At 74.6% G+C, this 26,167-nt stretch carries 15 protein-coding genes; 7 read left to right on the top strand and 8 right to left on the bottom strand.

Annotation, left to right across the window (positions count from 1 at the left end; translation table 11 throughout):
• Window positions 1-8 precede the first annotated feature (8 nt).
• From ACTJIY_RS05950 to ACTJIY_RS05940, 3 genes are all read left to right on the top strand, one after another.
• Window positions 9-1,739, top strand: a complete 1,731-nt coding sequence (locus ACTJIY_RS05950; protein WP_440673518.1) for a hypothetical protein — start codon at window positions 9-11, stop codon at window positions 1,737-1,739.
• A 212-nt stretch (window positions 1,740-1,951) separates the two neighbouring features.
• Window positions 1,952-3,250: an anion permease gene (locus ACTJIY_RS05945; RefSeq protein WP_440673519.1), complete on the top strand. Its 1,299-nt coding sequence runs from the start codon at window positions 1,952-1,954 to the stop codon at window positions 3,248-3,250.
• A 25-nt stretch (window positions 3,251-3,275) separates the two neighbouring features.
• Entirely contained in the window at window positions 3,276-3,554 is a 279-nt protein-coding gene (locus ACTJIY_RS05940) for a hypothetical protein (RefSeq protein WP_253054549.1), read from the top strand.
• Between the two features lie 26 nt (window positions 3,555-3,580).
• Here the strand turns inward: ACTJIY_RS05940 and ACTJIY_RS05935 are convergent, their stop codons facing one another.
• Together ACTJIY_RS05935 and ACTJIY_RS05930 are read right to left on the bottom strand one after the other, a co-directional pair.
• Window positions 3,581-4,633 carry a LacI family DNA-binding transcriptional regulator gene (locus tag ACTJIY_RS05935; protein WP_440673520.1) on the bottom strand — a complete coding sequence of 351 codons (1,053 nt, stop codon included), beginning with the start codon at window positions 4,631-4,633 and terminating at the stop codon, window positions 3,581-3,583.
• Between the two features lie 23 nt (window positions 4,634-4,656).
• Window positions 4,657-5,880: a glycoside hydrolase family 3 N-terminal domain-containing protein gene (locus ACTJIY_RS05930; RefSeq protein WP_440673521.1), complete on the bottom strand. Its 1,224-nt coding sequence runs from the start codon at window positions 5,878-5,880 to the stop codon at window positions 4,657-4,659.
• 147 nt (window positions 5,881-6,027) lie between these two features.
• On the opposite strand from ACTJIY_RS05930, the gene ACTJIY_RS05925 reads away from it, so the two are divergent.
• Window positions 6,028-9,594 carry a DUF5979 domain-containing protein gene (locus ACTJIY_RS05925; RefSeq protein ID WP_440673522.1) on the top strand — a complete coding sequence of 1,189 codons (3,567 nt, stop codon included), beginning with the start codon at window positions 6,028-6,030 and terminating at the stop codon, window positions 9,592-9,594.
• Between the two features lie 210 nt (window positions 9,595-9,804).
• Entirely contained in the window at window positions 9,805-19,245 is a 9,441-nt protein-coding gene (locus ACTJIY_RS05920) for a DUF5979 domain-containing protein (protein ID WP_440673523.1), read from the top strand.
• A 94-nt stretch (window positions 19,246-19,339) separates the two neighbouring features.
• On the opposite strand, the gene ACTJIY_RS05915 is transcribed toward ACTJIY_RS05920, so the two are convergent.
• Complete coding sequence (locus ACTJIY_RS05915; RefSeq protein WP_253054540.1) at window positions 19,340-19,768, bottom strand: SRPBCC family protein; 429 nt, start codon at window positions 19,766-19,768, stop codon at window positions 19,340-19,342.
• A gap of 90 nt (window positions 19,769-19,858) precedes the next feature.
• On the opposite strand from ACTJIY_RS05915, the gene ACTJIY_RS05910 reads away from it, so the two are divergent.
• Window positions 19,859-20,761, top strand: a complete 903-nt coding sequence (locus ACTJIY_RS05910) for a hypothetical protein (RefSeq protein WP_440673524.1) — start codon at window positions 19,859-19,861, stop codon at window positions 20,759-20,761.
• Between the two features lie 54 nt (window positions 20,762-20,815).
• On the opposite strand, the gene ACTJIY_RS05905 is transcribed toward ACTJIY_RS05910, so the two are convergent.
• From ACTJIY_RS05905 to ACTJIY_RS05895, 3 genes are all read right to left on the bottom strand, one after another.
• Window positions 20,816-21,310, bottom strand: coding sequence for a nucleoside deaminase (locus ACTJIY_RS05905; protein WP_253054536.1), 495 nt, complete (start codon window positions 21,308-21,310; stop codon window positions 20,816-20,818).
• 19 nt (window positions 21,311-21,329) lie between these two features.
• On the bottom strand, window positions 21,330-22,466 hold the full coding sequence (locus ACTJIY_RS05900) for a threonine aldolase family protein (protein WP_440673525.1): 1,137 nt from the start codon (window positions 22,464-22,466) through the stop codon (window positions 21,330-21,332).
• 67 nt (window positions 22,467-22,533) lie between these two features.
• Window positions 22,534-22,929: a hypothetical protein gene (locus tag ACTJIY_RS05895; protein WP_440673526.1), complete on the bottom strand. Its 396-nt coding sequence runs from the start codon at window positions 22,927-22,929 to the stop codon at window positions 22,534-22,536.
• Window positions 22,930-23,152: 223 nt separating this feature from the next.
• Between ACTJIY_RS05895 and ACTJIY_RS05890 the strand changes: the two genes are divergently transcribed.
• On the top strand, window positions 23,153-23,392 hold the full coding sequence (locus tag ACTJIY_RS05890) for a hypothetical protein (RefSeq protein WP_253054529.1): 240 nt from the start codon (window positions 23,153-23,155) through the stop codon (window positions 23,390-23,392).
• A 48-nt stretch (window positions 23,393-23,440) separates the two neighbouring features.
• Here the strand turns inward: ACTJIY_RS05890 and ACTJIY_RS05885 are convergent, their stop codons facing one another.
• Both ACTJIY_RS05885 and ACTJIY_RS05880 read right to left on the bottom strand, forming a co-directional pair.
• The gene (locus tag ACTJIY_RS05885; RefSeq protein WP_440673527.1) at window positions 23,441-25,144 is read right to left on the bottom strand and encodes an alpha-amylase family protein; all 1,704 of its coding nucleotides are present in this window, start codon (window positions 25,142-25,144) and stop codon (window positions 23,441-23,443) included.
• Window positions 25,141-26,130 (bottom strand): TIGR03885 family FMN-dependent LLM class oxidoreductase, encoded by a 990-nt coding sequence (locus tag ACTJIY_RS05880; protein ID WP_439157921.1) that lies wholly within the window; start codon window positions 26,128-26,130, stop codon window positions 25,141-25,143. Before ACTJIY_RS05880 ends, ACTJIY_RS05885 begins: the two co-directional genes overlap by 4 nt.
• Window positions 26,131-26,167: the final 37 nt, after the last annotated feature.

Here is a 26,167-nt window from a genome sequence, read left to right as displayed (position 1 = left end):
TCGCGCGCATGTCGACGTACAGCTACTGGCGCAGCGACCAGGGCAACATGCAGGCCCTCTCGGACGAGCTCGCCGCGCAGGCCGCGATGGCGCGGTCGCGCGAGGCGTCGCTCAACCGGCGCCTGCGCTCGCTGGAGGGGGACCTGTCCAGCCGGGTCGAGGTGCTCACGCGCCTCGTCAACGCGCTGATCGAGCTGGGCGAGGTGCGCGAGGAGCTCGCGCTGTTCACGCCCGCCCGACGTGCCCGGGACGCGGCGCGCGCCCTGACGCGTGCGGTCGTGGCGGGCGAGGGCGACGTGTCGCACCTGCGCCGGTCGCCCGACCTCGCCGACGTTCCCGGCTACTGGCTCGTCCCCGCGGCGCTCGCCGTCGCCGAGCTGCCCGTGGGTCGGCTCGACCCCGAGGCGGCGCAGGAGGCGCTCCTGCGCGACCGCCGTCGGGCCGCGACGTACCTCGTCGCGGTGTGCGCGCTCGTCGGGCAGCCCGGCCTCGCGCGCGAGTGGACGCCCTGGGTGCTCGACGCCCCCGTCCTCCCCGAGGGCGGCTGGGGCAGCGCCGACGGGGAGCCGGAGGCGGCACCGGAGCGCCCCGGCGAGCGGCCGGACGAGGTCCTCGTGTCGGTCTCCGAGCGGGCGCTGTGGTGCGCGGCGGCCGCGGGGCACCTCGGGGACGACGGCGTCGCGGTCGTCCGCGCGGCGCTCGCCGACCGCGTGGCCCTGCTCGACGACGACGCGCACGCCCGCTGGCGCGCCCGGCTCCTCGAGGCCGCGCCCGCGCTCCCCGGGAGCGCGGACGACTGGGGATCGCCCGAGGCCGCCGCGGCCGACGGGTCCGGGACGCGTCGCCGCACCGCGGCGCCCGACGCCCTGCCGCTGCTGCGGTCCTGGACCGCGTGGTCGCGGGCCGTCGTCGCCGGGGAGATCACCGTGCCCGCGGCGGCACCCGGTCCGCTCGCCCTCGGGGCGTCGTCGGGCGCCACGGGCACCGCTGCGACGTCGAGCGGCGCACCCGCCCCGGGCGCGGCGCTGCTGCGGGTCGTCGGGTCGCTCGTGAACGAGGGTGCGCCCGTGGAGCGCGGCCTCCTCGAGCGGGCGGAGCTCCTGGCCGACCGCGTGGGCCGCGCGCCCGAGGACGACGGCCCGGAGTGGGACGCGTCCGCGGGGACGCTCGTCGACCTGCTGGTGGACGACGCGCGCGGCACCGACCCGGGGCTCGTGGCGATCGCGGCACCGCTGCTCGTCGACGACCTGCGCGTCGCGAGCCACGCGCGGGCCTCCGAGCTCGCGGCGTCCCCGGCGCCGTCGCGCGTGCTGCGCCTCGCGGGCCGGACCGTCACCGTCACGCCGGCCGACGACGGCGCGTCGCCCGCCGCGACGGCACGGGCGGAGCTCCTCGCGCGCCCCGTCGACGGGGTGTCGTGGGGCGTCGTCGGCGGGGTCGGGGCGCTCGCGGTGGTGACGCTCGTGCTCGGGATCGCGGTCGCGCCGGCCTGGTACGCGGTGACCGTCGTCGCGGCCGTGGTCGCGGCGTGGCAGTGGTTCTCGGGCGAGCAGCGCGCGCGGGACCAGCGTGCCGCCGTGCAGGCGAGCGCCGAGCGGTTCGACGCCGAGCTGGCCGAGGCGCGCACCGCCGTCGCGGCGGAGGCGGAGCGCGCCCGGACGCAGCGCGAGGCGGTCGCGACCGTCGTCGACGACCTCGACGACGCCCTCGCCGACCTGGGCGCGCCGACCGTCGCCTGACGTCCCGGCCGTCGCCGTGCGTCGCCCTGTGCGGCACCCCGCGGGTCGTCCTCACCAGGGCCGGGCCGCCCGTTCCCGCGGGCCGTCCGGCCGTGCCCGGCCAGGCCCCGTCCGGCGTTCGAACACCGGCTTCGAACGCCGGATGAACTGTCGGTGAACAGTGGCGGAAGAATCCACAGGATGGTCGAGCGCGCTCCGGGGATGACCCCACCATGGACGACGTGACCGAGACGCTCCTGCTGGTGCTCGTCGTCGTGACCGCACTGGCCTTCGACTTCACCAACGGCTTCCACGACACGGGCAACGCGATGGCCACCTCCATCGCCACCAAGGCCCTCAAGCCCAAGACCGCCGTCGCCCTCTCCGCCGTCCTCAACATGGTCGGAGCGTTCCTCTCCCTGGCGGTCGCGGCGACCATCGCGAAGGGTCTGGTCGACGCCGACGTCATCACCCTCGAGGTCGTCCTCGCGGGGCTCGTGGGCGGCATCACCTGGAACCTGCTGACCTGGCTGCTCGGCATCCCGTCGAGCTCGTCGCACGCGCTGATCGGCGGCGTCGTCGGCTCGGTGCTCGCGGCCGTCGGCACGCAGGGCGTCATCTGGAGCGGTGTCGCCGCCAAGGTGCTCGTCCCCGCGCTGCTCGCCCCGCTCGTCGCGGTCGGCGTCGCGAGCGTCGGGACGTGGGCCGTCGCGCGCCTCACGCGCGACGTCCCCGAGGACGTCTCGACCCGGGCGTTCCGCTGGGGCCAGGTCGGCTCGGCGTCGCTCGTCTCGCTCGCGCACGGCACCAACGACGCGCAGAAGTCGATGGGCATCATCCTGCTCGCGCTCATCGCGGCGGGCGCCGTCCCGGCGGACTCGGGCGTCCCGTTCTGGGTGATCCTCGCCTGCGCGTCCTTCATGGCGCTCGGCACGTACCTGGGCGGCTGGCGCATCATCCGCACGCTCGGCAAGGGCCTCGTCGAGATCGACACGCGTCAGGGCATGGCCGCCGAGACGTCGTCCGCGGCCGTGATCCTCATGTCCGGCCTGTTCGGGTACTCGCTCTCGACGACGCACGTCGCGACCGGCTCGATCCTCGGCTCGGGCGTCGGGATGCCGGGCGCCACGGTCCGCTGGGGCGTCGCGGGCCGCATGCTCGCCGCGTGGGGCCTGACGCTCCCGGCCGCCGGCCTCGTCGGCGCGACCTGCTACGGCATCCAGCACGGGATCGGCGGCGCGGCCGGGACGGTCGTCGTGTTCGCGATCCTCGTCGCGACGTCCGTCGCCATCTGGGTCGCGTCGCGCCGCAAGCCCGTGGACCACAACAACGTCAACGACGCCTGGGAGGAGGGCACGGTGGACGCCGGGCTCGAGGCCGAGGTCGTCGAGGCGCGCGAGGCCGCGCTTGAGCGCCGCCTCGACGCGGCCGACCCGTTCGCCGACGCCGAGCCGCAGGCCGCGTCGCCCGTGCCCGCCGCGGGCGCACCCACCGTGACCCCGGCCGCCGCGCGCCAGCGCGCGAGCGTCTGACCCCGGCAGCCCGGAGGAGAGAACCGTGTTCGTCGAGATCGACTCGCTGCTCAAGGTCGTCGTCGCCGGCCTCGTCGTCGGCGCGGGCCTGCCCGCCCTCTTCGCGCTCGGGGTCCGGCTCGCCGCCGGCCGCGCCGTGCCCGTGGAGGTCGGCACCCCCGACGGCCGCTTCACGTCCGACGGCCGGACCGTGCGCGTCGAGCGCGCCACCCGCGGTCGCCGGGCGGGCGCGCTCGTGTGCTTCGCCGTCGTCGTCGTCGCGATCGCGGCGGGCATCGCGTTCATCGCGAGCGGCGGCCACTGACCCGGCTCCCCCCCCGCGAGGCGGGGTCAGGCGGAGTCGCGCACCACGAGGGTCGGGTCGAACAGGACCGAGCGAGGCTCGGTCTCCGGGGCGTCGATCGCCGCGAGCAGGAGGCGCGCCATCTCGGCCGCCATCTCCTCGACGGGCTGACGCACCGTCGTGAGCGGGGGGTGCGCCTGGTGCGCGACCGTGGAGTCGTCGAACCCGACGACCGCGACGTCCTCCGGGACGCGCCGGCCGGCCTCCTGCAGGACCGTGGACGCGCCGTCGGCCATGAGGTCGCTCGCGCCGAACACGCCGTCGACGTCGGGGCGTGCGGCGAGGAGCTCGCGCGCGGCCGCCTCGCCACCCGCGCGCGTGAAGTCGCCCTCGACGACGTACGGCTCGGGGAGACCGGCGGCCCGCACCGCGTCGAGGAAGCCCTCCAGCCGGGCGCGCGCGAAGGGGACGTCGGCGGGCCCGGCGACGGTCGCCAGGCGCGTCCGGCCGCGGGCCACCAGGTGCTCGGCCGCGAGGCGGCCGCCCGCGGCCTGGTCGAGGTCGACCCAGCTCACGCCGGCCGACTCGTCGGCCCCGTCGAGGTGCGTCGAGAGCACGACCGGCACGGACAGCGCGGCGAACCGCGCGGGGAGCGGGTCGCCGGAGCTCGACGTGATGAGCAGGACGCCGTCGACGTGGCCCTGGCGCACGTAGCGCACGACCTGGTCGTGCGCGGGCGGGTCGGCGGGCAGGATCGCGAGATGGATGTCGCGCGGCCGGAGCACCTGCTGCGCGCCGGCCGTGACCCGGCCGATGTAGGGGTCGGTGAACAGGCGCTCCAGGAAGGGGCTGGTGTGCCGCCGCTCCGTCGGCTCGGAGACGACGAGCGCGACCGACCCGGTGCGTCGCGTCACGAGGGTGCGCGCCGCGAGGTTGGGGACGTAGCCCGTCTCGTCGATCGCCTTCTCGACGACCTCGACGATCGCCGGGTCGACCGTCGGCACCCCGTTGATGACGCGGGACACGGTGGCGCGGGAGACGCCGGCGACGGCCGCGACGGCCTCGAGCGTCGGGCGGGGGGAGGGGCGACGGGCAGCCATGGCGTCAGTTATACCGCCCGGGCTCAGCGCAGACGCTCCTTCGCGGCGAGCACGCGGAGCACCGCTGCGTCCACCTTGGCGGCGAACGCCGGGTCGGTCGTCGCGCGCTCGACGACGGCCGCGACCATGGGCTGCACGACGCTCGGGTCGGCGGACGCGAGCACCATGTCGCCGCCCGCGTCGATCGTCAGGACGGCGCGCTCGGCGGGCGACCACGCCTGCACCTGCTGGGCCGCGGAGACGTCGTCGGTGATGACGACGCCGTCGAACCCGAGGTCGCCCCGGAGCATCCCGTCGACGACGACGGGCGAGAACGCCGCGGGCAACGACCCGTCGATCTGCGCGTAGACGGCGGTGGACGTCATGACGAACGCGGCGCCCGCCTCGATCCCCGAGGCGAAGACGGCGACGGACGGGTCGTCGCGGGTCGTCACGTCGTCCGTGACGCCCGCGTCGGTGTCGGTGTTCTCGGTGACGCGGCCCAGCCCCGGGAAGTGCTTGATCGTCACGTCCACCCCGGACGCCTCCATGCCGGCGCTGAAGGCGTTCGCGTGGGCCGTCACCGCGTCCGGCGTGAACCCGTAGTTCCGCTGGAAGTACCCGATCGGCGGGTTCTGCGCAGCCGTGCCCTCGGGCACGAGGTCCATCACCGGCGCGAGGTTGAGGTTCACGCCGGCCGCCGCGAGCTCGCCGCCCCACGTCGTCGCGTCCGCCTGCAGCGTCGCGGGGTCGAGCGTCGCCTGGTCCGTGGCCGTAGGGATCTGCGAGAACCCGGGTCCGCGCAGCACCTGCACGTAGCCGCCCTCCTGGTCCGTCGCGACGAACAGCGGGGTGCCGTTCGTCGTCTCCGGCGAGACGAGCGCCGTGAAGCCGGCGACGAGGTCGGCCGTCGGACCGGTGCCCGCCTGCGACCGCCCGGCGAGGAACACGTTGCCGACGTGGAGCTGCGACACCGCGTCGTAGCTCACCTGCTGCGGATCGCTCACGTCGACGCCGACCATGAAGAGCTGCCCGACCTTCTGCTCGAGCGTCCACCCGGCCAGCGGGTCCTCGGACGGGGTGGACGGCGTCGGGGGAGTGGCCGACGGCGACGGCTCGGGCGAGGCGCTCGGCGCGCCCGACGGTGACGGGACCGGGGCGGGGCCTGGGCGGGTGAGGTACCACGCGACCGCCGAGACGGCGGCGAGCGTGGCGACGACGGCGACGACGATCCAGGTGGTCCGGGCACGGGGGGTCAAGGGCGGCACCTCCAGCGGCCACCGTAGCCCGACCGCGTTCGACGGGCGGAACCTGGCGCGGCGCGACATGATGCCCGCACGGGGTGCCGCGTCCCGGGGCAACGGTGCGTCGGGACCCGCGTGCCGCAGCCGACGTCACCGATCCTGGAGCACGGCATGACCTACCGCTCGCCCACCCGTCCCGTCGTCCTCGACCGTGCTCGTCGGGCCACCGCGGCACTCGTCGCCGCCGTGCTCGCGCTGGCGGGTGCGGTCGCGCTGGTGGCGGGCCCGCAGGCCCGGCCCGCCGCGGCGGCGATCGGGTTCTGCCCCGACCCGGACGACTTCCCGAACGTCGGACCCGTGCCGGTCCCGGGGTTCACCGACAACAACGTCGCCGTCTACGCGGGCGGGAACTACACGGCGACGGGGACCTCGGCCGAGAGCGAGGGCGTGCTCGTCGTGCGGGGCGACGCGACGTTCGACACCCCGGGGAGCTTCAACGTGGGCACGGTCGGGGCCGGCTCGGGCATCGTGCCGGAGCCGGGGTCGCCCATGCTGCACGTCGGCGGCGTGATGAGCATCGCCGCCGGGACCAACGTCATCGTGGGCGCCAACCTCGACGGCGGCGGCGCGGTGCACGTCGGGGGCGACCTGGAGGACGCGGGCGGGCTCGACACCAACGGGGGCGCGGTCGAGACGAACATGGGCACGGACGCCGCGCTCGCGCCGTGGGAGGGGTTCCAGACCGTGATCGTCGACGAGTCGCTCGTGCTCGGCGCGGTCCCGGCGACCGGGACCGCGGCGCGCGACGGAGGGCGCGTCACGTTCACCAGCACCGACCCGAGCAACACGACGCTCCAGGCGTTCACCGTCGACGCGGCCGTCCTCGACGGCGCGTCGGAGTTCTTCTTCGAGGGCGTCCCGGACGGCGCACCCGTCGTCGTGAACGTCGTCGGCGACGCGCCCGTCACGGTCTCGGCCGCCTACGTCGACATCAACGGCGCGCGCGTCGACGACCCGGCGAACATCGGCAACGCCGCGGCGCGGCTGATGTGGAACTTCACGGGGAGCGGCGACGTCACCGTGAGCGGCGCGGGGCAGTGGGTCGGCTCGATCCTCGCCCCGTCCGCGGACCAGGTGACGCTCACGTCGAGCACCAACGGGCGCGTCTACGCGGGCAACGACCTCACGACGTCGGGCAGCGGCAACGAGCAGCACAACTACCCCTGGATCGGCCCGGGGCCGTTCAGCTGCATCCCGTCGGCGAGCTTCGTCGTCCAGAAGACCGTCGCGGGCGAGGCCGCCGCCGACGTGCCCGCGGACACGACGTTCGACGTCGAGTACACGTACGAGGAGCCGGACGGGACGACCGGCGGCGACACGCTCGTCGTGCCGATCAGCGGTGCGCTCGTCAGCGGGCCGACGCTCCCCGTCGGCACCGTCGTCACGATCACCGAGACCGACCTGCCCACGGTGCCGGGCGTCGAGTGGGGCACGCCCGTGATCCAGGTGAACGGGGAGCCGCTCGGCGACCCCGCCCAGTTCACGATCCAGGAGAACCAGACCGTCACGGTGACCGTGGTGAACACGGCGAACGGCGGTGCCGTCCCGGTGGTGGGCGGGTTCTCCGTGGCCAAGGCCGTGACGGGCGACGCCGCGGGGCTCGTCCCCGACGACACCGCGTTCCTCGTCGACTGGGAGGCCACGCTCCCTGAGGGGGCCACGTACGACGGCGACCTGGCGGGCACGCTGACCGTCCTCGCGGACGGGACCGTGGTGGACGGCCCGTCCGACCTGCCGGTCGGCACGACCGTCACGCTCACGGAGCAGACGCCGCTGCCGGAGGTCGAGGGCGTGGAGTGGGGCGACCCCGTGCTCAGCCCGGCGTCGCCGATCACGATCGTCGAGGGCGCGACCGGGGTCGCGGTCACGGTGACCAACGTCGCGGACGCCGTGGTCGGGGGCTTCACGGTCCAGAAGTCGCTCGAAGGCGACGCGGCCGACGTCGTCCCGTCCGAGACCGCGTTCCTCGTCGACTGGACGGCGACCGTCCCCGCGGGTGTCGCGTACGACGGCGACACGTCGGGCACGCTGACCGTCCTCGCCGACGGGACCGTGACGGACGGCCCGTCCGACCTGCCGGTCGGCACGACCGTGACGCTCGTCGAGCAGCAGCCGCTGCCCGACGTCGACGGTGTCGTCTGGGGCCTGCCGACGCTCGAGCCCGCGTCTCCGATCACGATCGTCGAGGGGCCGACGAGCGTCGCCGTGACCGTGACCAACACGGCGATCGCGCCCGAGGAGGTCGGCGGGTTCGCGGTGCAGAAGACCGTCACGGGCGACGCGTCCGGGGCCGTGCCGCCGGGCACCGCGTTCGTCGTCGCCTGGGAGGCGGAGGTTCCGCCCGACTCCGGCTACGAGGGTCCGACCTCCGGGACGGTGACCGTGCTCGCGGACGGGACCGTGGTGGACGGCCCGCAGGACCTGCCCGCGGGCACGGTCGTGACGTTCACGGAGCAGACCATGCCCGACGTCCCCGGCGTGGACTGGGGGCAGCCGACCGTCTCGCCCGGCACCGTCACCATCGGTGAGGGGGACGCGGTCGCGGGCGTGGTCGTGACGAACACGGCGACCGCGCAGGTCGGCGGGTTCTCGCTCGCGAAGACGGTCGAGGGCGACCTCGCCGGGAGCGTGCCCCCCCGGACGGCGTTCGAGGTCGAGTGGTCTGCGACCCTGCCCACGGGCTTCACGTACGACGGCCCCCTCACGGGGACGCTGACCGTGCTCGCGGACGGCACCGTGGTCGACGGCCCGCAGGACCTCCCGGTCGGGACGGTCGTGACGTTCACCGAGATCAACCTGCCGGAGGTCGACGGCGTCGTCTGGGGCGCCCCCACGTTCTCCCCGGAGACCGTGACGGTCGGCGACGAGGAGAACACCCTCGTCACGCTGACCAACACCACGCAGGACGTGGCCGAAGTCGGCGGGTTCTCCGTCGCCAAGGAGGTGACCGGCGACCGCGCGGACCTCGTGCCCGCCGGAACCGAGTTCACCGTCGCGTACTCGTACGAGCTCGACGGCACCCTCGTCGGCGGCTACCTCCAGGTCCCGGCCGACGGAACGGTCGTCGCCGGCCCGCAGAACCTCCCGGTCGGCACGGTCGTCACCTACACGGAGGCGGACCTGCCCGACGTCCCCGGCGTCGCGTGGGGCGTCCCGACGTTCAGCCCGCCGACGGTCGTCGTCGGCGACGGGCAGAACACGCTGGTCACCGCGACCAACACGGCGAACCAGGCGCTCGGCGGGTTCTCCGTGGTCAAGCGGGTGACCGGCGAGGCGTCCGACGCCGTCCCCCCGACCACGGAGTTCGTCGTGGGTTACGCGTACGACGGCCCGGACGGCGCCGTCACCGGATCGCTCACCGTCCGCGCCGACGGGGTCGCCGTCGACGGCCCGCAGGACCTGCCCGTGGGGACCGTCGTCCGGCTCACCGAGACCGACCTGCCCGAGATCGGCGGGGTCGACTGGGGCACGCCGACCTTCACGGTCGACGGGACGGCGGTCACCGAGGTGACGGTCGGCGACGGCACGGTGGTCGTGACGCTCACCAACACCGCGGACGACGAGGAGCTCGCGATCACCGGCACCGACGCGGTGCTCGTGACCGTCCTCGCCCTGGCGTTCCTCGGGACCGGCAGCGCGCTCCTGCTGCTCCGCGCCCGGCAGCGCCGCCTCGCCTGACGCGCACCGATCGACGGCCGGCACCCGCGCGGGTGCCGGCCGTCGTCGCGCCGGGAGGACGAGGTAGGACCGACCGGACCAAACCGTCTCAAGAGGACGAGACCGAGATCACAGCGCAGAATGCGTCATGGGGGAAGAGCAGCGATGTCTCAGAGACAGAGGACGGCGCCGCGACCCGGGGCGCCGTCGCCGGCCTGACCAGGAGCACGCATGACCCGAGGTTCCCGCCCCCGCACGCTCGACCCCCTGCGCCGCGTCGTCGCCGCCGTCACCGCCGCCACGCTCGCGCTCGCCGGGGCGGTCGTGCTCGTCACCGGGCCCCAGGCCGCACCCTCGTTCGCCGCGGTCGGGCAGTGCCCCGACCCGGGCCAGTTCCCCGGCATCGGGAACCTGCCCCCGAAGTTCACGGACAACAACGTCTCGGTGTACGCCGGGGGAAACTTCCTCGCCACGGGGTCGGCCTCGGAGGCCGAGGGCGTGCTGGTCGTCGGCGGGAATGCGACGTTCAACCGGACTCTCAGCGGGAACTCGTTCAACGTCGGCACGGTCGGGGCGGGTTCGCAGATCGCACCGGACCCCGGCACGGTCATGCTCCACGTGGGTGGCACCCTCGACGTGGTCGCACCGACGAACGTCATCGTGGGGGCCGGCTACTCGGGCCAGGGTGGCGGTGACGTCCAGGTCGGCGCGGCGAAGACCGGTGCAGGGACGGTGGACACGAACGGCGGGGAGCTGCGGCCGAACCTCGGCACGGCGCCCGCGCTCGCGCCGTTCGGTGACTTCGGGGACCAGGTCTCCCAGGCGTCGACGACGTTCGCCGGTCTGACCGGGACACCCGTCGCGGTGTCGGGCAACATCGCGACCTTCGACGGCTCGACGAGCACCGACCTGCACGTGTTCACGGTGGACGCCGCGGCGCTCAACGGCGTGAACACGCTCAACTTCGACGGGTTCGCCGACGGCTCCCCGATCGTCGTCAACGTGGTGGGCGGCCCGGTCGACTTCCAGCCCAACTACTTCGCCGCGAACAACGTCCGGTTCGACGACTTCGGGAGCCCGGACTTCGGCAACTGGGCCTCGCGGATCATGTGGAACTTCGTCGACGCCGACGCGGTCCAGCTCGGCCCAGCCGGGGCGGCGCAGTTCATGGGGTCGGTCATGGCACCGGCGGCGGACGTCCAGCTGTACAACCACATGAACGGGCGGGTGTACGTCGGCGGCGACCTCACGTTCGGCGGCGAGGGCTCGCAGAGCGGCCTGGAGATCCACAACTACCCGTGGATCGGTCCGGGGCCGTTCAACTGTGTCCCGACCTCCAGCTTCGTCGTGCAGAAGACGGTGACGGGCGCCGCCGCGGCGGACGTCCCGGCCGGGACGGTGTTCACCGTCCACTACTCCTACGTCACGCCGGCACCGGACAGCGAGACCGGCGAGGGTGACCTCGAGGTCCCGCTCAACGGCAACCTCGTCCCGGGCCCGGACCTCCCCGTCGGGACCGTCGTGACGGTCTCGGAGCCGACCCTGCCGGAGGTCGACGGCGTCTCGTGGGGGTCGCCGGTGTTCCGGGTCAACGGGAACGAGCTGGGCCTCCCGGCCGAGTTCACCGTCCCCGCGGACGGCACGATGGCGAGCGTGTCCGTCGTCAACACGGCGAACGTCGGCGCACCCGCCGGCGGGTTCTCGGTGCAGAAGGCGCCGCTCCAGGGCAACGCGGCGGACGCCGTCGACCCCGCGACGGAGTACCAGGTCGACTGGGCGGCGACGCTCCCCGAGGGGGCGACGTACGACGGCGCCCTGGCGGGCACGCTCACCGTGCTCGCGGACGGCGCGGTCGTCGACGGCCCGCAGGACCTGCCGGTCGGCACGACCGTGACGTTCACGGAGGTGACCCCGGACCCGGTCGACGGCGTCGTCTGGGGGACGCCCGTCGTCGAGCCCTCGACCGTGACGGTCGGGGAGGGGCAGAACACGCTCGTCACGGTGACGAACACGGCGACCACGCAGGTCGGCGGGTTCACGGTGGTGAAGATCGTGGACGGCAACGCCGCGGGGCTCGTGCCGGACGACACGGCGTTCACGGTGACGTGGACGGCGGAGATCCCGGCGGGCGTCGTCTACGACGGCGAGACCGAGGGGCAGGCGGTGATCCTCGCGGACGGCACCCCGTACGCCGGTCCGGTCGACCTCCCCGTCGGGACGGTCGTCACGTTCACGGAGGTCGCGCCCCCGGCGGTCGACGGCGTCGTCTGGGGCACGCCGTCCATCAGCCCGGCCGAGCTCACCGTCGGGCAGGGGCAGCCCGCGATCGTCCAGGTGACGAACACCGCGAGCACCGTGAACGGTGGGTTCACGCTGCAGAAGGAGGTCATCGGCAACGCGTCGGGTGCGGTGCCGGGCGACACGGCGTTCCTCGTCGACTGGTCCGCGACCCTCCCGTCGGACGTGACCTACGGCGGGCCGCTCGCCGGCACGCTGACGGTGCTCGCGGACGGGACGGTGGTGGACGGTCCGCAGGACCTGCCGGTCGGGACGGTCGTGACGTTCGCCGAGCAGACGCCGTTCCCCGTGGTCGACGGCGTCCAGTGGGGCGACCCGATCATCTCGCCCGAGTCGCTCGTCGTGAGCGAGAACGGCGGGCAGCCGGTCGCGGTGACGGTCACGAACGTCGCGACGTCCGTCGTCGGCGGGTTCTCGCTGAGCAAGGCGCTCGCAGGCAACGCGGCCGGCGCCGTGCCGGACGACACCGAGTTCCTCGTCGACTGGTCGGCCGTGCTGCCGACGGGTGTCACGTACGACGGCGACCTGTCCGGGACGCTGACCGTGCTCGCGGACGGGACGGTCGTCGACGGGCCGCAGGACCTGCCGGTCGGCACGGTCGTCACGCTCACCGAGCAGACCCCGCTGCCCGAGGTGCCGAACGTCGTCTGGGGAGACCCGTCGTTCGACCCGGGCGCCCAGGTGACCGTCACCGAGAACGACGGCGCCCCCGTCGCGGTCACGGTGACGAACACCGCGACGAGCACCGTGGGCGGGTTCGCCGTCGCCAAGGACGTCGTCGGCGACGCCGAGGGCCTCGTGCCCGGGACCACGCCCTTCTCGGTGACGTGGGTCGCGACGCTGCCCGCGGGGGTCACCTACGACGGCTCCCTCACGGGGACGCTGACCGTCCTGGCCGACGGGACGGTCGTGGACGGACCGCAGGACCTCCCGGTCGGGACGACCGTGACGTTCTCCGAGACGGCGCTCCCGACGATCCCGAACGTCGTCTGGGGCGACCCGTCGTTCGACCCCGCCACGCTGACCGTCACGGAGACCGGGGACACCCCGACGCTCGTGACGGTGACCAACACGGCGTCGAGCGTCGTCGGCGGCTTCACGCTGCAGAAGGACGTCCAGGGGAACGCGGCCGGGATCGTGCCCGACATCACCACCTTCACGGTCACCTGGACCGCGGCCCTGCCGCCGGACGTCGCCTACGACGGTCCGCTCACCGGGACGCTGACCGTCCGGGCCGACGGGACGGTCGTGGACGGCCCGGCGAACCTCCCGGTGGGCACCGTGGTGACGTTCGCCGAGCAGACCCCGCTGCCCGAGGTCGGCGACGTCGTGTGGGGCCCGCCGTCGTTCACCCCGGCCCAGCTCACGGTCACCGAGAACGACGGCGAGCCCGTCGCGGTCACGGTGACGAACACCGCGAACGCGGTCGTCGGGTCGTTCGGCGTCGCGAAGGCGCTCGCGGGGAACGCGCAGGGGATCGTTCCGGAGGACACCGCGTTCCTCGTGGACTGGAGCGCCGACATCCCGGACGGCGTCGACTACGACGGCGACACGTCCGGCACCCTCACCGTCCTCGCCGACGGCACGGTCGTGGACGGCCCGACCGACCTGCCCGTCGGGACGGTCGTGACCCTGAGCGAGCAGACCCCGCTCCCGGAGATCGACGGCGTCGTGTGGGGCACGCCGTCCTACGACCCGGGGACCACGGTCACCATCACCGAGAACGCCGGCGCGCCGGTCGTCGTGACGCTGACGAACACCGCGACCACGGTGGACGGCGGGTTCTCGGTCGCCAAGGCGCTGACCGGGAACGCGGCCGGGCTGGTGCCCGGTGACACCGCGTTCCTCGTCGACTGGTCGGCGGTGCTGCCCGACGGCGTCACGTACGGGGGCCCGCTGACCGGGACCGTGACCGTGCTCGCGAGCGGGGCCGTCGTCGACGGCCCGCAGGACCTCCCCGTGGGCACCACGGTGACGTTCACCGAGCGCGCCCCGCTGCCGTCGGTCGACGGCGTGGTCTGGGGCGTGCCGTCCTTCGCGCCCGCGTCGACGCTCGTCGTCGTGGAGAACGGGGGCGACCCCGTCACGGTGACGGTCACCAACACGGCCTCGACGGTGGACGGCGGGTTCACGGTGGCCAAGGCCGTGACCGGGAACGCCGCCGGCCTCGTGCCGGACGACACCGAGTTCGTCGTGGGCTGGAGCGCGACCCTCCCCGAGGGCGTGACGTACGACGGCGACCTGTCCGGGACGCTGACGGTGCTCGCCGACGGGACGGTCGTGGCCGGCCCGGTCGACCTCCCCGTGGGGACGGTCGTGACGTTCACGGAGCAGACGCCGCTCCCGGAGGTCGACGGCGTCGTGTGGGGCGAGCCCGTACTCGACCCCGGAGCCGAGGTGACGATCGTCGAGGGCGCGACGGGCGTCGCGGTGACGGTGACGAACACGGCGAGCACCGTGAACGGCGGCTTCGCGCTCGCCAAGTCGGTCGCGGGGAACGCGGCCGGCGCGGTGCCGGGCGACACGGCGTTCCTCGTGGACTGGACGGCGACGCTCCCGGACGACGTGACCTACGACGGCGACCTGTCCGGGACGCTGTCGGTCCTGGCGGACGGGTCCGTCGTGGACGGTCCGCAGGACCTGCCCGTGGGCACGGTCGTGACGTTCGCGGAGCGGACGCCGCTGCCCGAGGTGCCGAACGTGGTGTGGGGCACCCCGACGTACGCGCCGGGCGCCGAGCTGGCGATCACCGAGAACGGAGGTGCACCCGTCGCGGTGACGGTGACGAACACGGCGACGAGCGTCGTCGGCGGGTTCACGGTCCACAAGGCGCTCGCGGGGAACGCCGCCGGAGCGGTGCCGGACGAGACCGCGTTCCTCGTCGACTGGACCGCGGCGGTCCCCGACGGGATCGACTACGACGGCGACGTGTCCGGGACCCTCACGGTGCTCGCGGACGGGACGGTCGTGGACGGTCCGGCCGACCTCCCGGTGGGCACCGTGGTGACCTTCGCCGAGCAGACGCCGCTCCCCGACGTGCCGAACGTGGTCTGGGGGACGCCGACGTTCGCGCCGAGCGCCCAGGTGACGATCGTCGAGGGCGCGACGGGCGTCGAGCTCACCGTGACGAACACGGCGACGAGCGTCGTCGGTGGCTTCACGCTGCAGAAGGACGTGACCGGGAACGCCGCGGGCCTCGTGCCGGGCGACACCGCGTTCTCCGTGACCTGGGTGGCGACGCTCCCTGCGGGCGTGACGTACGACGGGTTCCTCACCGGGACGCTGACGATCCTGGCCGACGGGACCGTCGTGGACGGCCCGCAGGACCTGCCGGTGGGCACCACGGTGACGTTCACCGAGGCGACGCCTCCCGCGGTCGACGGCGTCACGTGGGGCGCGGTGTCCGTGGACCCCGCGACGCTGACGGTCGCCGAGAACGGTGGGGCGCCGTCCGCGGTGACCGTGACGAACACCGCGAACGCGGTGACCGGGTCGTTCGGGGTGGCCAAGGCGCTCGCGGGGAACGCGGCCGGCGTGGTCCCGGACGACACGGCGTTCCTCGTCGACTGGACCGCGACGATCCCGGCCGGGGTCGACTACGACGGCGACACGTCCGGCACGCTGAGCGTGCTCGCGGACGGCACCGTCGCGGACGGTCCGGCGGACCTGCCGGTCGGCACGGTCGTGACGTTCGCGGAGCAGACGCCGCTGCCCGGGGTGCCGAACGTGGTGTGGGGGACGCCGGAGCTCTCGCCGGAGTCGGTGACGATCGCCGAGGGCGACGAGCCGGTCGTGGTGACGGTGACGAACACGGCGACGAGCGTCGTCGGCGGGTTCTCGCTGGCGAAGTCGGTCGTGGGCGACGCGGCCGGGATCGTGCCGGACGGCACGGAGTTCCTGGTCGACTGGACGGCGACCCTGCCCGCTGGCGTGACCTACGACGGCGACCTCTCCGGCACGCTGACCGTCCTCGCGGACGGGACCGTCACCGACGGTCCGGACGACCTGCCGGTCGGAACGGTCGTGACGTTCGCGGAGCAGACGCCGCTCCCCGCCGTGCCGGGCGTCGTCTGGGGCGAGCCGTCGTTCGCGCCGGGTGCCGAGCTGACGATCGTGGAGAACGACGGGCAGCCCGTCACCGTGACGGTGACGAACACGGCCACGAGCGTCGTCGGCGGGTTCGCCGTGCAAAAGGCGCTCGCGGGCGACGCGGCGGGCATCGTGCCGGGCGGCACGGAGTTCCAGGTCGGCTGGTCCGCGACGCTGCCGGACGGCGTGACGTACGCGGGCGACCTGTCCGGGACCCTGACGGTGCTCGCGGACGGGACCGTCGTGGACGGCCCGCAGGACCTCCCCGTCGGGACGGTCGTGACGTTCGCGGAGCAGACGCCGCTGCCCGAGGTCCCGAACGTGGTGTGGGGCGACCCGGTCGTCTCCCCGGAGTCGGTGACCGTCACGGAGACGGGCGAGACGCCGACCCTCGTGACGGTGACGAACACCGCGACGAGCGTCGTCGGCGGGTTCGCCGTGGCCAAGGCCCTGGCCGGGAACGCGGCGGGGGTCGTGCCGGACGGCACGGAGTTCCTCGTCGACTGGACGGCGACCCTGCCCGACGGCGTCACGTACGAGGGCGCGCTGTCCGGGACCCTGACGGTGCTCGCGGACGGGACCGTCGTGGACGGGCCGCAGGACCTGCCCGTGGGGACGGTCGTGACGTTCGCGGAGCAGACGCCGCTGCCCGAGGTCCCGAACGTCGTGTGGGGGACCCCGGAGATCTCGCCGGAGTCCGTGACGATCACGGAGACCGGGGGCACCCCCACCGAGGTCACCGTGACGAACACGGCGACGAGCGTCGTCGGCGGCTTCACGCTGCAGAAGTCCGTCATCGGCGACGCCGCGGGGATCGTGCCGGACGGCACGGAGTTCTCCGTGACCTGGGTCGCGACCCTCCCGCCGGACGTCACGTACGACGGGTTCCTCACCGGGACGCTGACGGTCCTCGCGGACGGCACGGTCGTGGACGGCCCGCAGGACCTGCCGGTCGGGACCACGGTGACCTTCACCGAGGCCACCCCGCCGGCGGTCCCGGGCGTCGCGTGGGGCGCCGTGTCCGTGGACCCGGCGCAGCTCGCGGTCACGGAGAACGACGGCGAGCCCGTCGCGGTCACGGTGACCAACACCGCGAACGCGGTGACCGGGTCGTTCGGGGTGGCCAAGGCGCTCGCGGGGAACGCGGCCGGCGTGGTGCCGGACGACACGGCGTTCCTCGTCGACTGGACGGCGACCCTGCCCGACGGCGTGACGTACCCCGGCCCGCTCACCGGCACCCTCACGGTGCTCGCGGACGGGACCGTCACCGACGGCCCGGACGACCTGCCGGTCGGCGCGGTCGTGACGTTCGCCGAGCAGACGCCGCTGCCCGACGTGCCGGACGTCGTGTGGGGCACGCCGGAGCTCTCGCCGGAGTCGGTGACGATCGCCGAGGGCGACGAGCCGGTCGTGGTGACCGTGACGAACACGGCGACGAGCGTCGTCGGCGGGTTCTCGGTGGCCAAGGCGCTGGCCGGGAACGCGGCGGGGATCGTGCCGGACGACACGGAGTTCCTGGTGGACTGGTCCGCGGTGCTTCCCGACGGCGTGACCTACGACGACCCGCTGACCGGGACCCTCACGGTGCTGGCAGACGGGACCGTCGTGGACGGCCCGCAGGACCTGCCGGTGGGCACGGTCGTGACGTTCGCCGAGCAGACGCCGCCGAACGTGCCGGACGTCGTCTGGGGCACCCCGACGATCTCGCCGGAGTCGGTGACGATCACCGAGACCGGTGACACCCCGACGGCGGTCACCGTGACGAACACGGCGACGAGCGTCGTCGGCGGGTTCACGGTCCAGAAGGTCGTGGACGGGCATTCGGCGGGCGTCGTCCCGGGCGACACCGCGTTCGACGTGGACTGGTCCGCGACGCTGCCCGACGGCGTCACCTACGCGGGCGAGCTCGCGGGCACGCTGACGGTGCTCGCGGACGGGACCGTCGTGGACGGTCCGCAGGACCTGCCCGTGGGCACGGTCGTGACGTTCGCGGAGCAGACGCCGCTGCCGGAGGTCCCGGGCGTGGCGTGGGGCGAGCCGAGCCTCGACCCCGAGGGTGCGCTGACGATCACGGAGAACGACGGCGAGCCGGTGGCGGTGACCGTCACGAACACCGCGGACACCGTGCTCGGCACGTTCACCGTCGCCAAGGCGCTCACCGGCGCCGCGGCCGGCGCGGTCCCGGAGGACACGGCGTTCACCGTGACGTGGTCGGCGACCGTGCCCGACGGCGTCGTATTCGACGGCCCGACGAGCGGCACGCTCACCGTGCTCGCGGACGGGACGGTCGTCGACGGGCCCGCGCTGCCGTACGGCTCCGCCGTGACGCTCGCCGAGCCGACGTTCCCCGACGTCCCCGGGATCGCGTGGGGCACGCCGACGTTCGACCCGGCCACGGTCGTGGTCGGGGGCGCCGACGCGCCGGTGGCGGTCACGGTGACGAACACGGCGGTCGCGCAGGCCGGCGGGTTCACCGTGCACAAGGAGGTCGGCGGCGACGCCGCGAGCCTCGTCCCGGCCGGTACCGCGTTCCAGGTCGCCTGGACCGCCGTGCTCCCGGCCGGGGTCGAGTACGACGGGGCCACGGAGGGCACGCTCACCGTCCTCGCCGACGGCACCGTCGTCGCCGGGCCGCAGGACCTGCCCGTAGGGACCGAGGTGACGTTCACCGAGCGCACCCCGCTGCCGGAGGTCCGGGGCGTCCTCTGGGGCGAGCCGACGTTCGCGGTGGACGGCGTGGCCGTCGACCCGGCGACCGTCACGGTCGCCGCGGACACCGCGGTCGCGGTCACCCTGACCAACACCGCGAACGACGCGCACCTCGTCGGCGGGTTCGCCGTGCACAAGGTCGTCACCGGGAACGCGGCGGGCCGGGTGCCCGACGACACCACGTTCACGGTCACCTGGACCGCGGACGTCCCGGGCGGGACGCTCTACGGCGGCCCGACGTCGGGGCGCCTCACGGTCCGCGCCGACGGCGCGGTCGTCACGGGCCCCGCGGACCTCCCCGAGGGGACCGTCGTGACGCTCGGCGAGGTCGACCTGCCGAGCATCGACGGCGTCCGGTGGGGCACGCCGGCCTTCACGGTCGACGGCGAGCGCACCGCCGAGCTGACGGTCGCCGTCGGCGAGCTGGCGGACGTGACGCTCACCAACACGGCGAGCACGACCGGGGGGCTCGCCGTGACCGGCGCGACCACGGGCGGGCTCGTCGGCCTGGGCGCGCTCCTCGTCCTCGGCGGGGCCGCGCTGCTCACCGTGACGAGGCGCCGCCGGACCGCCTGACGGGCGGGACGTCGTCGCCCACCGCGACGCACGACGGGCCGGTCACCCCGCGGGGTGACCGGCCCGTCGTCGTAGCCGCGAGCGGCGCCCGACCTCAGTCGTGGCCCGCGAGCGTCCCGAGCGCCTTGGTCCACAGCGCGTGCGCGCGCTCCGCGCGCTCGGCCGTCTCGATGTTGCGCTCGACGACGCGCACGCGCGTCCCGGAGTCGTCCGGCTCGAGCGTGATGGCGATGTCGTGGTAGTTCTCGGGGACGTCCGGCAGGCCCATCGTCGGGGAGAAGTGCGTGAAGTGCAGCAACCGCGGGCGCTCGACCGCGACGACGGTGCCCCAGTCCGCGAACTCGCGGCCCATGTAGTGCCCCTCGAACGTCACGGGGCTGCCGGGCCGGAAGTCGGTCTCGACGTTCATGCCGAGCATCCAGCGGGCGCTCGGGTGCAGCAGCTCGGCCCACACGACCTGCGGCGGCCGCGCGACGTGGATCTCGGCGGTCGTGCTGTGCTCGGTCAGGGTCGGGTCGGTCATGAGTACCTCCGGGGGGCTCGGGGGCGGGGTCCGCTTCTGGGGCGACGGTAGACCCTCCGGGCGGCACCGGCAGCCGGTAGGTTCGGGCGCGTGACCCGACTCGTGCTCGTCCACGGCCGCGACAACCAGGGCCTCGACGCCGACGTCCTCGACCGCACCTGGACCACCGTGCTGGACGCGGGGCTGCGCGCGGCGGGGTCGAGCCGCGTGCTGCACGACGCCGACACGTCGTTCGTCTTCTACGGCGACACCCTCGCGGGGCTCGTCGCGGGAGACGCAGAGCCGCCGGCGGTGACGGTGCACGCGCTGGCGGCCCTGCCCGGCGACGAGCTCGCGTTCGTCGCGGCCGTCGTCGAGGAGGTGCTGCGGGGAGCGGGAGCGGGCGTGCCGGCGCGCCCCGAGGGCGCCGGGGCCGGTGCGGGGGAGTGGCTGAACCTGCTGCTGTCCGCGCTCGACCGGTACGTGCCCGGCCTGAGCAGCGGCGTCGTCGTGCTGCTCGCGCGCGACGTGTGGGCGTACCTGCACGACGACGCCGTGCGCAGGACGATCGACGACGCGCTCGCGGCCGCGATCCCGACCGACGGCCCGGCCGTCGTCGTCGCGCACTCGCTCGGGTCGGTCGTCGCGTACTCGGTGCTGCGCGAGCACCCCGACGCCGCGCGGTGGGACGTGCCGCTGCTGCTCACGCTGGGCTCCCCGCTCGCGATCCGGGCGATCCGCGACGTCCTCGCCGCGCGCGCCCCGCTGCGCGTGCCCGCGCCGGTGCGCCGCTGGGTCGCGGCGCGCGACCGCCGGGACGCGCTCGCGCTCCACGGCCTCGGACCTGCGGCGTTCCCGCTCGACCCGCCGAGGCCCGCGATCGAGGAACTCGTCGTCGCGAACGCGGCGCCGGGCCACCACGCGGCAGCCGTGCTGCTCTCCGACGGCAGCCCGGCGGGCTACCTCGCGCTCCCGGAGGTGGCGGGCACGGTGGCGGCCGCGCTGGACGGCTGACGCGACCTGTCAGCGCCAGGTCGCATCAGGGCGCGGCGTGTCGCGCCGACAGGTTCACGACACGCCGTGGAGGCGCGCGTGCAGCGACCGGATCTCGGGGGCGAGCTCGTAGGCCGGGCCGCGCACGGGCACGCCCGGCGCGACGTCGCCGATCGCGAGCGGGCGCACGGGTCCGGGCGCCACGCGCCACTCGTCGAGCCAGCCGACGAGCTGCGTCGTGCTCGACGCGTAGACGATCGGCCCGAGCCCGACCCAGGCGTGCGCCGCGCTGCACATCGCGCAGTGCTCGCCGGACGTGTAGACGGTCGCGTCGCGACGCTCCTCGGGCGTCAGGTGCTCGGCGGCCCAGCGGGCGATCTCGAACTCCGGGTGCCGGGTCGCGTCGCCGTCCTTCACGCGGTTGCGGTCCTCGAACCGCACGGCTCCGTCGCGGTCGACGAGGAGCGAGCCGAACGGCTCGTCGCCGTCGTCGAGCGCCTCGCGCGCGAGCTCGACGCAGCGGCGCAGGTGCACGAGGTCGTCCGGAGTGGGGAGGGTCTCGGGAGTCATGGCGCCCATCCTCGCCCGGTCAGCGCGCGAGCGCGAGGACGCTGCGCACGTCCGCGACGAACCCGTCCACGTCGTCCGGGGTCGTGTCCCACGCGCACATCCACCGGACCTCGACCCGGTCGGCGGTCTCGCCCGGTCCCCAGTCGTAGAAGCGGTGGCGCTCGCGCAGGCGCTCCACGGCCGCGCGGGGGAGCGTCGCGAAGACCGCGTTGACGAGCGTGGGCTGCGTGAAGGCGAGGCCGGTCGGGGTGGCGCGCACGGCGTCGTCCGGCCCGAGCGCGGCGGGGACGACGACGTCCGCGAGCCCCGCGCGCAGGCGCGCCGCCATCGCGTTCGCGTGCCGTGCGTTGCGCAGCCAGAGCTCGTCCGCGTCCGCGATCTCGTCGACCTCGGCGACGGCGTCGCCCACCGGCTCGAACAGCGCGAGGAGCTGCGCGGAGACGTAGCGCATCTTGGACGCGAGCTGCATCGTCGCCTTGCGCACGAACTCGACGCCGTCGACGGCCGACGGGTCGAGCACGACGACCGCCTCCCCGAGCGCGAGCCCGTTCTTGGTGCCGCCGAACGACAGCACGTCCACGCCCGCGTCGGTCGTGAGGGCGCGCAGCGGCACGTCGAGCGCGGCGGCGGCGTTCGCGAGGCGCGACCCGTCGAGGTGCACGCGCATGCCGCGCGCGTGCGCCGCGTCGGCCACCGCGCGGATCTCGGCGGGCGTGTAGAGCGTGCCGAGCTCCGTGGCCTGCGTGAGGGACACGACGAGCGGCTGCGCGCGGTGCGGGTCGCCGAGGTCGCCCGCGAACCGCTCCACGGCGTCGGGCGTCAGCTTCCCGTCCGGCGCCGGGAGCGCGAGCACCTTGATCCCGCCGACGCGCTCGGGCGCACCGTTCTCGTCCGTGTTGAGGTGCGCGTGCTCGGTCGCGACGACCGCGCCCCAGCGCGGCAGCATGGCCATGAGCGCCACGACGTTCGCACCCGTCCCCGTGAGCACCGGGTAGGCCGTGGCGTCCGGGCCGAAGCGGGACCGTACGGCGTCCTGGAGGCGTGCCGTCCACGGGTCCTCGCCGTACGAGATCTCGTGCCCGGCGCTCGCCGCGGCGAGCGCGGCGAGGACGTCGGGATGGGCGGGGGAGTAGTTGTCCGAGGCGAACGACGTCACGTGCCCAGGGTAGGCCGCGGCCGGTGACCGCCGCCCTGGGCGGGCCGTGACCGGCCGGGCGGCCGGCTCACGCGACGAAGGTCCGCCAGGCGCCGCAGTCCTTGATCGGGCCGCCTGCCGAGAGGTCCTGCCGGCACGCACGGACCGACACGGACTTCCCCTTGGACATGCCGCTCGAGTACCAGTACACGCTCGAGCCGACGCCGTCGCTCGCACGGACGGTCTTCGTCGTCCCGTCGAACCGGACCTGCGCGACGGCGCTGGCGCCGTCCTTGCGGTTGTCGACGACCGCGACGTACGCGCTGTGGCGCCCCGGGTCGTTGGGGGCGAACGTCGCCCTCGCGTAGTGCGGGCTGCCGGCGCTGTAGACGGTGCCGGAGGTGCCCGCGGAGGCGCCGATCGCGGTCCCGAGCACCAGGGCGCCGGCCGTGGCGGCGACGGCGACGAGCTGACGAGTCCTCATGTGTGCTCCTTCCAGGGGCCGCTCCGTCCGGAGCGGCGAACAGCCGTGACGGCGGACGTCCGGATCGTAGGCACCACCGGCTCGGACCGGCCATGGGCACCCGTCCCCATGGGGGACGAGCGGCGGCCCCGCCGCGCGCGAGCGGGGCGCGGCGCGCCTAGCGTCGAGGAGGGACGCCGCGGGCGTCCCGAGGAGCCGTACCGAGCAGCACGGAGGTGCAGCCATGACCACGAACCCTGACGAGCCAGGCACGGAGCCGGTCCCTCCGGTCGAGCCCACGGTCGAGCCGCCGAAGTCCCCGGGGCCGCCCCCGGACCCGTCGGAGCCGCCGCGCGACCCGAGCCACGCGGACCCGGTCCCCGGCGAGCCGCGACCGTCCGACCCGGTCCCCGACTCGCCGCCCGACTGGCCGTCGTCGCCGGGCCGGCCCGTCGGCCCGGACGAGCCGAGCCACGACGACTGAGGACGGTCCGCGCGTCGCGCTCCCGGGTGCGGCTGAACGGCCGCCGGATCACAGGAGCCGGCGCGAGCCCGGGTGCGTGACGCGCAGCCAGCGGTAGCCGTAGCCGTCGAGCCGGACCTCGGCGGTCCCGTCGGGGTCCGGCTCGACGTCGTCCGCGTCGAGCAGGTCGACGAGGCGCGCCTCCGCGGGCAGGTCGCCGAGCGCGAGCCGGACGACGACCGGGTCCGCGGACAGGTTGTGGACGGTGAGCATCGACGCCTCCTGCCACGTGCTGCGCAGCGCGAGGACCGACGGTTCCGGCTGGTCGAGCACGTCCACCTCGCCCCAGCCGAGCTCGGGGCACTCGCGGTAGCGGTGCGCGAGCAGGCGCACGAACGTCAGCAGCGAGTCCGGGTCGCGCCGCTGGTCCGCGACGTTGACGTGCTCGGGCGCGTAGCCGTCGCCGGGAACGGGCCCCGCGAGCCGGCGGGCGGGCGCACGCGAGAAGCCGCCGTTGCGCTCCGACGTCCACTGCATCGGGGTCCGCACGGCGAGCCGACCGTCCGCGGCGAGGTTCTCGCCCATGCCGATCTCTTCGCCGTAGAAGAGGACCGGCGTCCCCGGGAGCGCGAAGAGCAGCGAGTACACCATCCGGACGCGGCGCGGGTCGCCGCCCAGCATGGGCGGGAGCCGACGGCGCAGCCCGCGCCCGTAGAGCTGCATGTCCTCCTCGGGCCCGAACGCGGCGAAGACCTCCTGGCGCTCGTCGTCGGAGAGCTTGTCGAGCGTCAGCTCGTCGTGGTTGCGCACGAACGTCGCCCACTGCGCGTCGTGGGGGATCGGGGGGCGTGCGGCGAGCGACGCGGCGAGCGGCCCGGCGTCGTGCCGCGCGAGCGACAGGTACAGCGCCTGCATGCCGTTGAAGTCGAACTGGAGCGTCAGCTCGGAGCTCGACGGTCCGGACTCGCTCCCGTCCCCCGTCCCGTCGTCGCCGAAGTAGAGGCGCTGCTCCGCGAACGGCAGGTTGACCTCGCCCATGAGGATCGAGTCGCCCGCGCGGCGCGAGAGGAACGAGCGCAGCGCGCGCAGGAAGTCGTGCGGGTCCTCGATCTCGTCCGACGGGTTCGCCGCCGCGTCCCCGAGGAAGAACGGGACGGCGTCGACCCGGAAGCCCGAGAGGCCGAGCTGGATCCAGTAGCCCATCGTCTTCGCGATCGCGTCCCGGACCTTCGGGTTGGCGGTGTTGAGGTCCGGCATGTGGCGGTAGAAACGGTGGCGGTACCACTCGCCCGTGCGATCGTCCTTCGTCCAGATGCCCTCCTCCTGGTCGGGGAAGATCACCTGGTCCGTCCTGGGCGGCGGCTCGTCGGCGCGCCACACGTAGAAGTCGCGATACGGGTTGTCCGTGCTCGCGCGCGAGGCCTTGAACCACGGGTGCCGGTCGGAGGTGTGGTTGACCACGAGGTCGGCGATGACGCGGATGCCGCGGTCGTGCGCCGTCCGGACCAGCTCGACGAGGTCCCCGACGTCGCCGAGCCGCGGGTCGACCGCGAGGAAGTCGGTGATGTCGTACCCGTCGTCGCGGTCGGCGGTCGGGTAGAACGGCATGAGCCACAGGCACGTGACCCCGAGGTCGGCGAGGTGGTCGAGGCGCTGCACCAGCCCGGCGAGGTCGCCCACGCCGTCGTCGTCCCAGTCCATGAACGTCTCGACGTCCAGGCAGTAGACCACCGCGTTCTTCCACCAGAGGTCGCCCGTGTCGCTGATCCTCACGCCGCACCTCCGCCGGTCGTCGTGGTCGCCGTCCGCAGGAGCGGCAGCAGCGTCTCGCCCGCCGCGTCGAGGAACGCGTCCTGCTCCTGCCCCACGTGGTGCAGGTAGACCTCGTCGAACCCGCACGCCGCGAGCTCGGCGACGCGGTCCGCGAACCGCTCGGCGTCGTGCTCGACGAGGACCGTCCCGCGCACCTCCTCCGGACGCACGAGGTCCGCGACGGCGTCGAACTGCTCGGGCGTCTCCAGGTGCCAGCTCACGCTCGGCGGCAGCAGGTTGGAGCGCCACTGGTCGTGCGCGACGGCGAAGGCGGCCTCGTCGTCGTCGCCCCACGCGACGTGGACCTGGAGGGCCAGCGGCCCCCGGCCGCCCGCGTCGCGGTACTCGCCGACGACACGGCGCAGCGACTCGACCGGCTGGTTGACGGTCACGAGACCGTCGGCCCAGTCCGCGTGCCGGCGCGCCGTCGCCGGGGTGACGGCCGGGCCCACGAGGCGCGGGACGACGTCGGGCAGCGACCACACGCGCGCACGGTCCACGGTGACGTGGCCGTGGTGCGTGACCTCCTCGCCCGCGAGCAGCGCGCGGATCACGTCCACGCACTCGCGCAGGCGTGCGTCCCGCTCGGCCTTGGTGGGCCACGGGTCGCCCGTGACGTGCTCGTTCATGGCCTCGCCCGAGCCGAGCGCCGCCCAGAACCGGCCCGGGAACATCGCACCGAGCGTCGCGACCGCCTGCGCGACGACCGCCGGGTGGTAGCGCTGGCCGGGCGCCGTGACGACGCCGAACGGCAGGTCCGTGCTGGCGAGCGCGGCGCCGAGCCAGGACCAGGCGTGCCCCGACTCGCCCTGCCGCACGCTCCAGGGCGCGAGGTGGTCGGAGCACATCGCGGCGTCGAACCCCACCTCCTGGGCACGCCGTGCGGCACCCAGCAGAGGGCCCGGGGCGATCTGCTCGTGGGACGCGTGAAAACCGAGGGAGGCCATGGCGCCAGTGAACCGAGGGTCCGGGTGACACGCTCGG

Source organism: Cellulosimicrobium sp. 22598 (assembly GCF_052044445.1).
GTDB classification, from domain to species: domain Bacteria; phylum Actinomycetota; class Actinomycetes; order Actinomycetales; family Cellulomonadaceae; genus Cellulosimicrobium; species Cellulosimicrobium cellulans_G.
The sequence above is the reverse complement of the archived record's forward strand: the minus strand, read 5'-3'. Positions and strand labels throughout refer to the sequence as shown.

What these genes read in the sequence shown, in the direction of transcription:
- ACTJIY_RS05905 (WP_253054536.1), bottom strand. Translation starts at nt 21,310, where the DNA reads ATGACTCCCGAGACCCTCCCCACTCCGGACGACCTCGTGCACCTGCGC.
- ACTJIY_RS05945 (WP_440673519.1), top strand. Translation starts at nt 1,952, where the DNA reads ATGGACGACGTGACCGAGACGCTCCTGCTGGTGCTCGTCGTCGTGACC.
- ACTJIY_RS05915 (WP_253054540.1), bottom strand. Translation starts at nt 19,768, where the DNA reads ATGACCGACCCGACCCTGACCGAGCACAGCACGACCGCCGAGATCCAC.
- ACTJIY_RS05950 (WP_440673518.1), top strand. Translation starts at nt 9, where the DNA reads ATGTCGACGTACAGCTACTGGCGCAGCGACCAGGGCAACATGCAGGCC.
- ACTJIY_RS05920 (WP_440673523.1), top strand. Translation starts at nt 9,805, where the DNA reads ATGACCCGAGGTTCCCGCCCCCGCACGCTCGACCCCCTGCGCCGCGTC.
- ACTJIY_RS05890 (WP_253054529.1), top strand. Translation starts at nt 23,153, where the DNA reads ATGACCACGAACCCTGACGAGCCAGGCACGGAGCCGGTCCCTCCGGTC.
- ACTJIY_RS05925 (WP_440673522.1), top strand. Translation starts at nt 6,028, where the DNA reads ATGACCTACCGCTCGCCCACCCGTCCCGTCGTCCTCGACCGTGCTCGT.
- ACTJIY_RS05935 (WP_440673520.1), bottom strand. Translation starts at nt 4,633, where the DNA reads ATGGCTGCCCGTCGCCCCTCCCCCCGCCCGACGCTCGAGGCCGTCGCG.
- ACTJIY_RS05895 (WP_440673526.1), bottom strand. Translation starts at nt 22,929, where the DNA reads ATGAGGACTCGTCAGCTCGTCGCCGTCGCCGCCACGGCCGGCGCCCTG.
- ACTJIY_RS05880 (WP_439157921.1), bottom strand. Translation starts at nt 26,130, where the DNA reads ATGGCCTCCCTCGGTTTTCACGCGTCCCACGAGCAGATCGCCCCGGGC.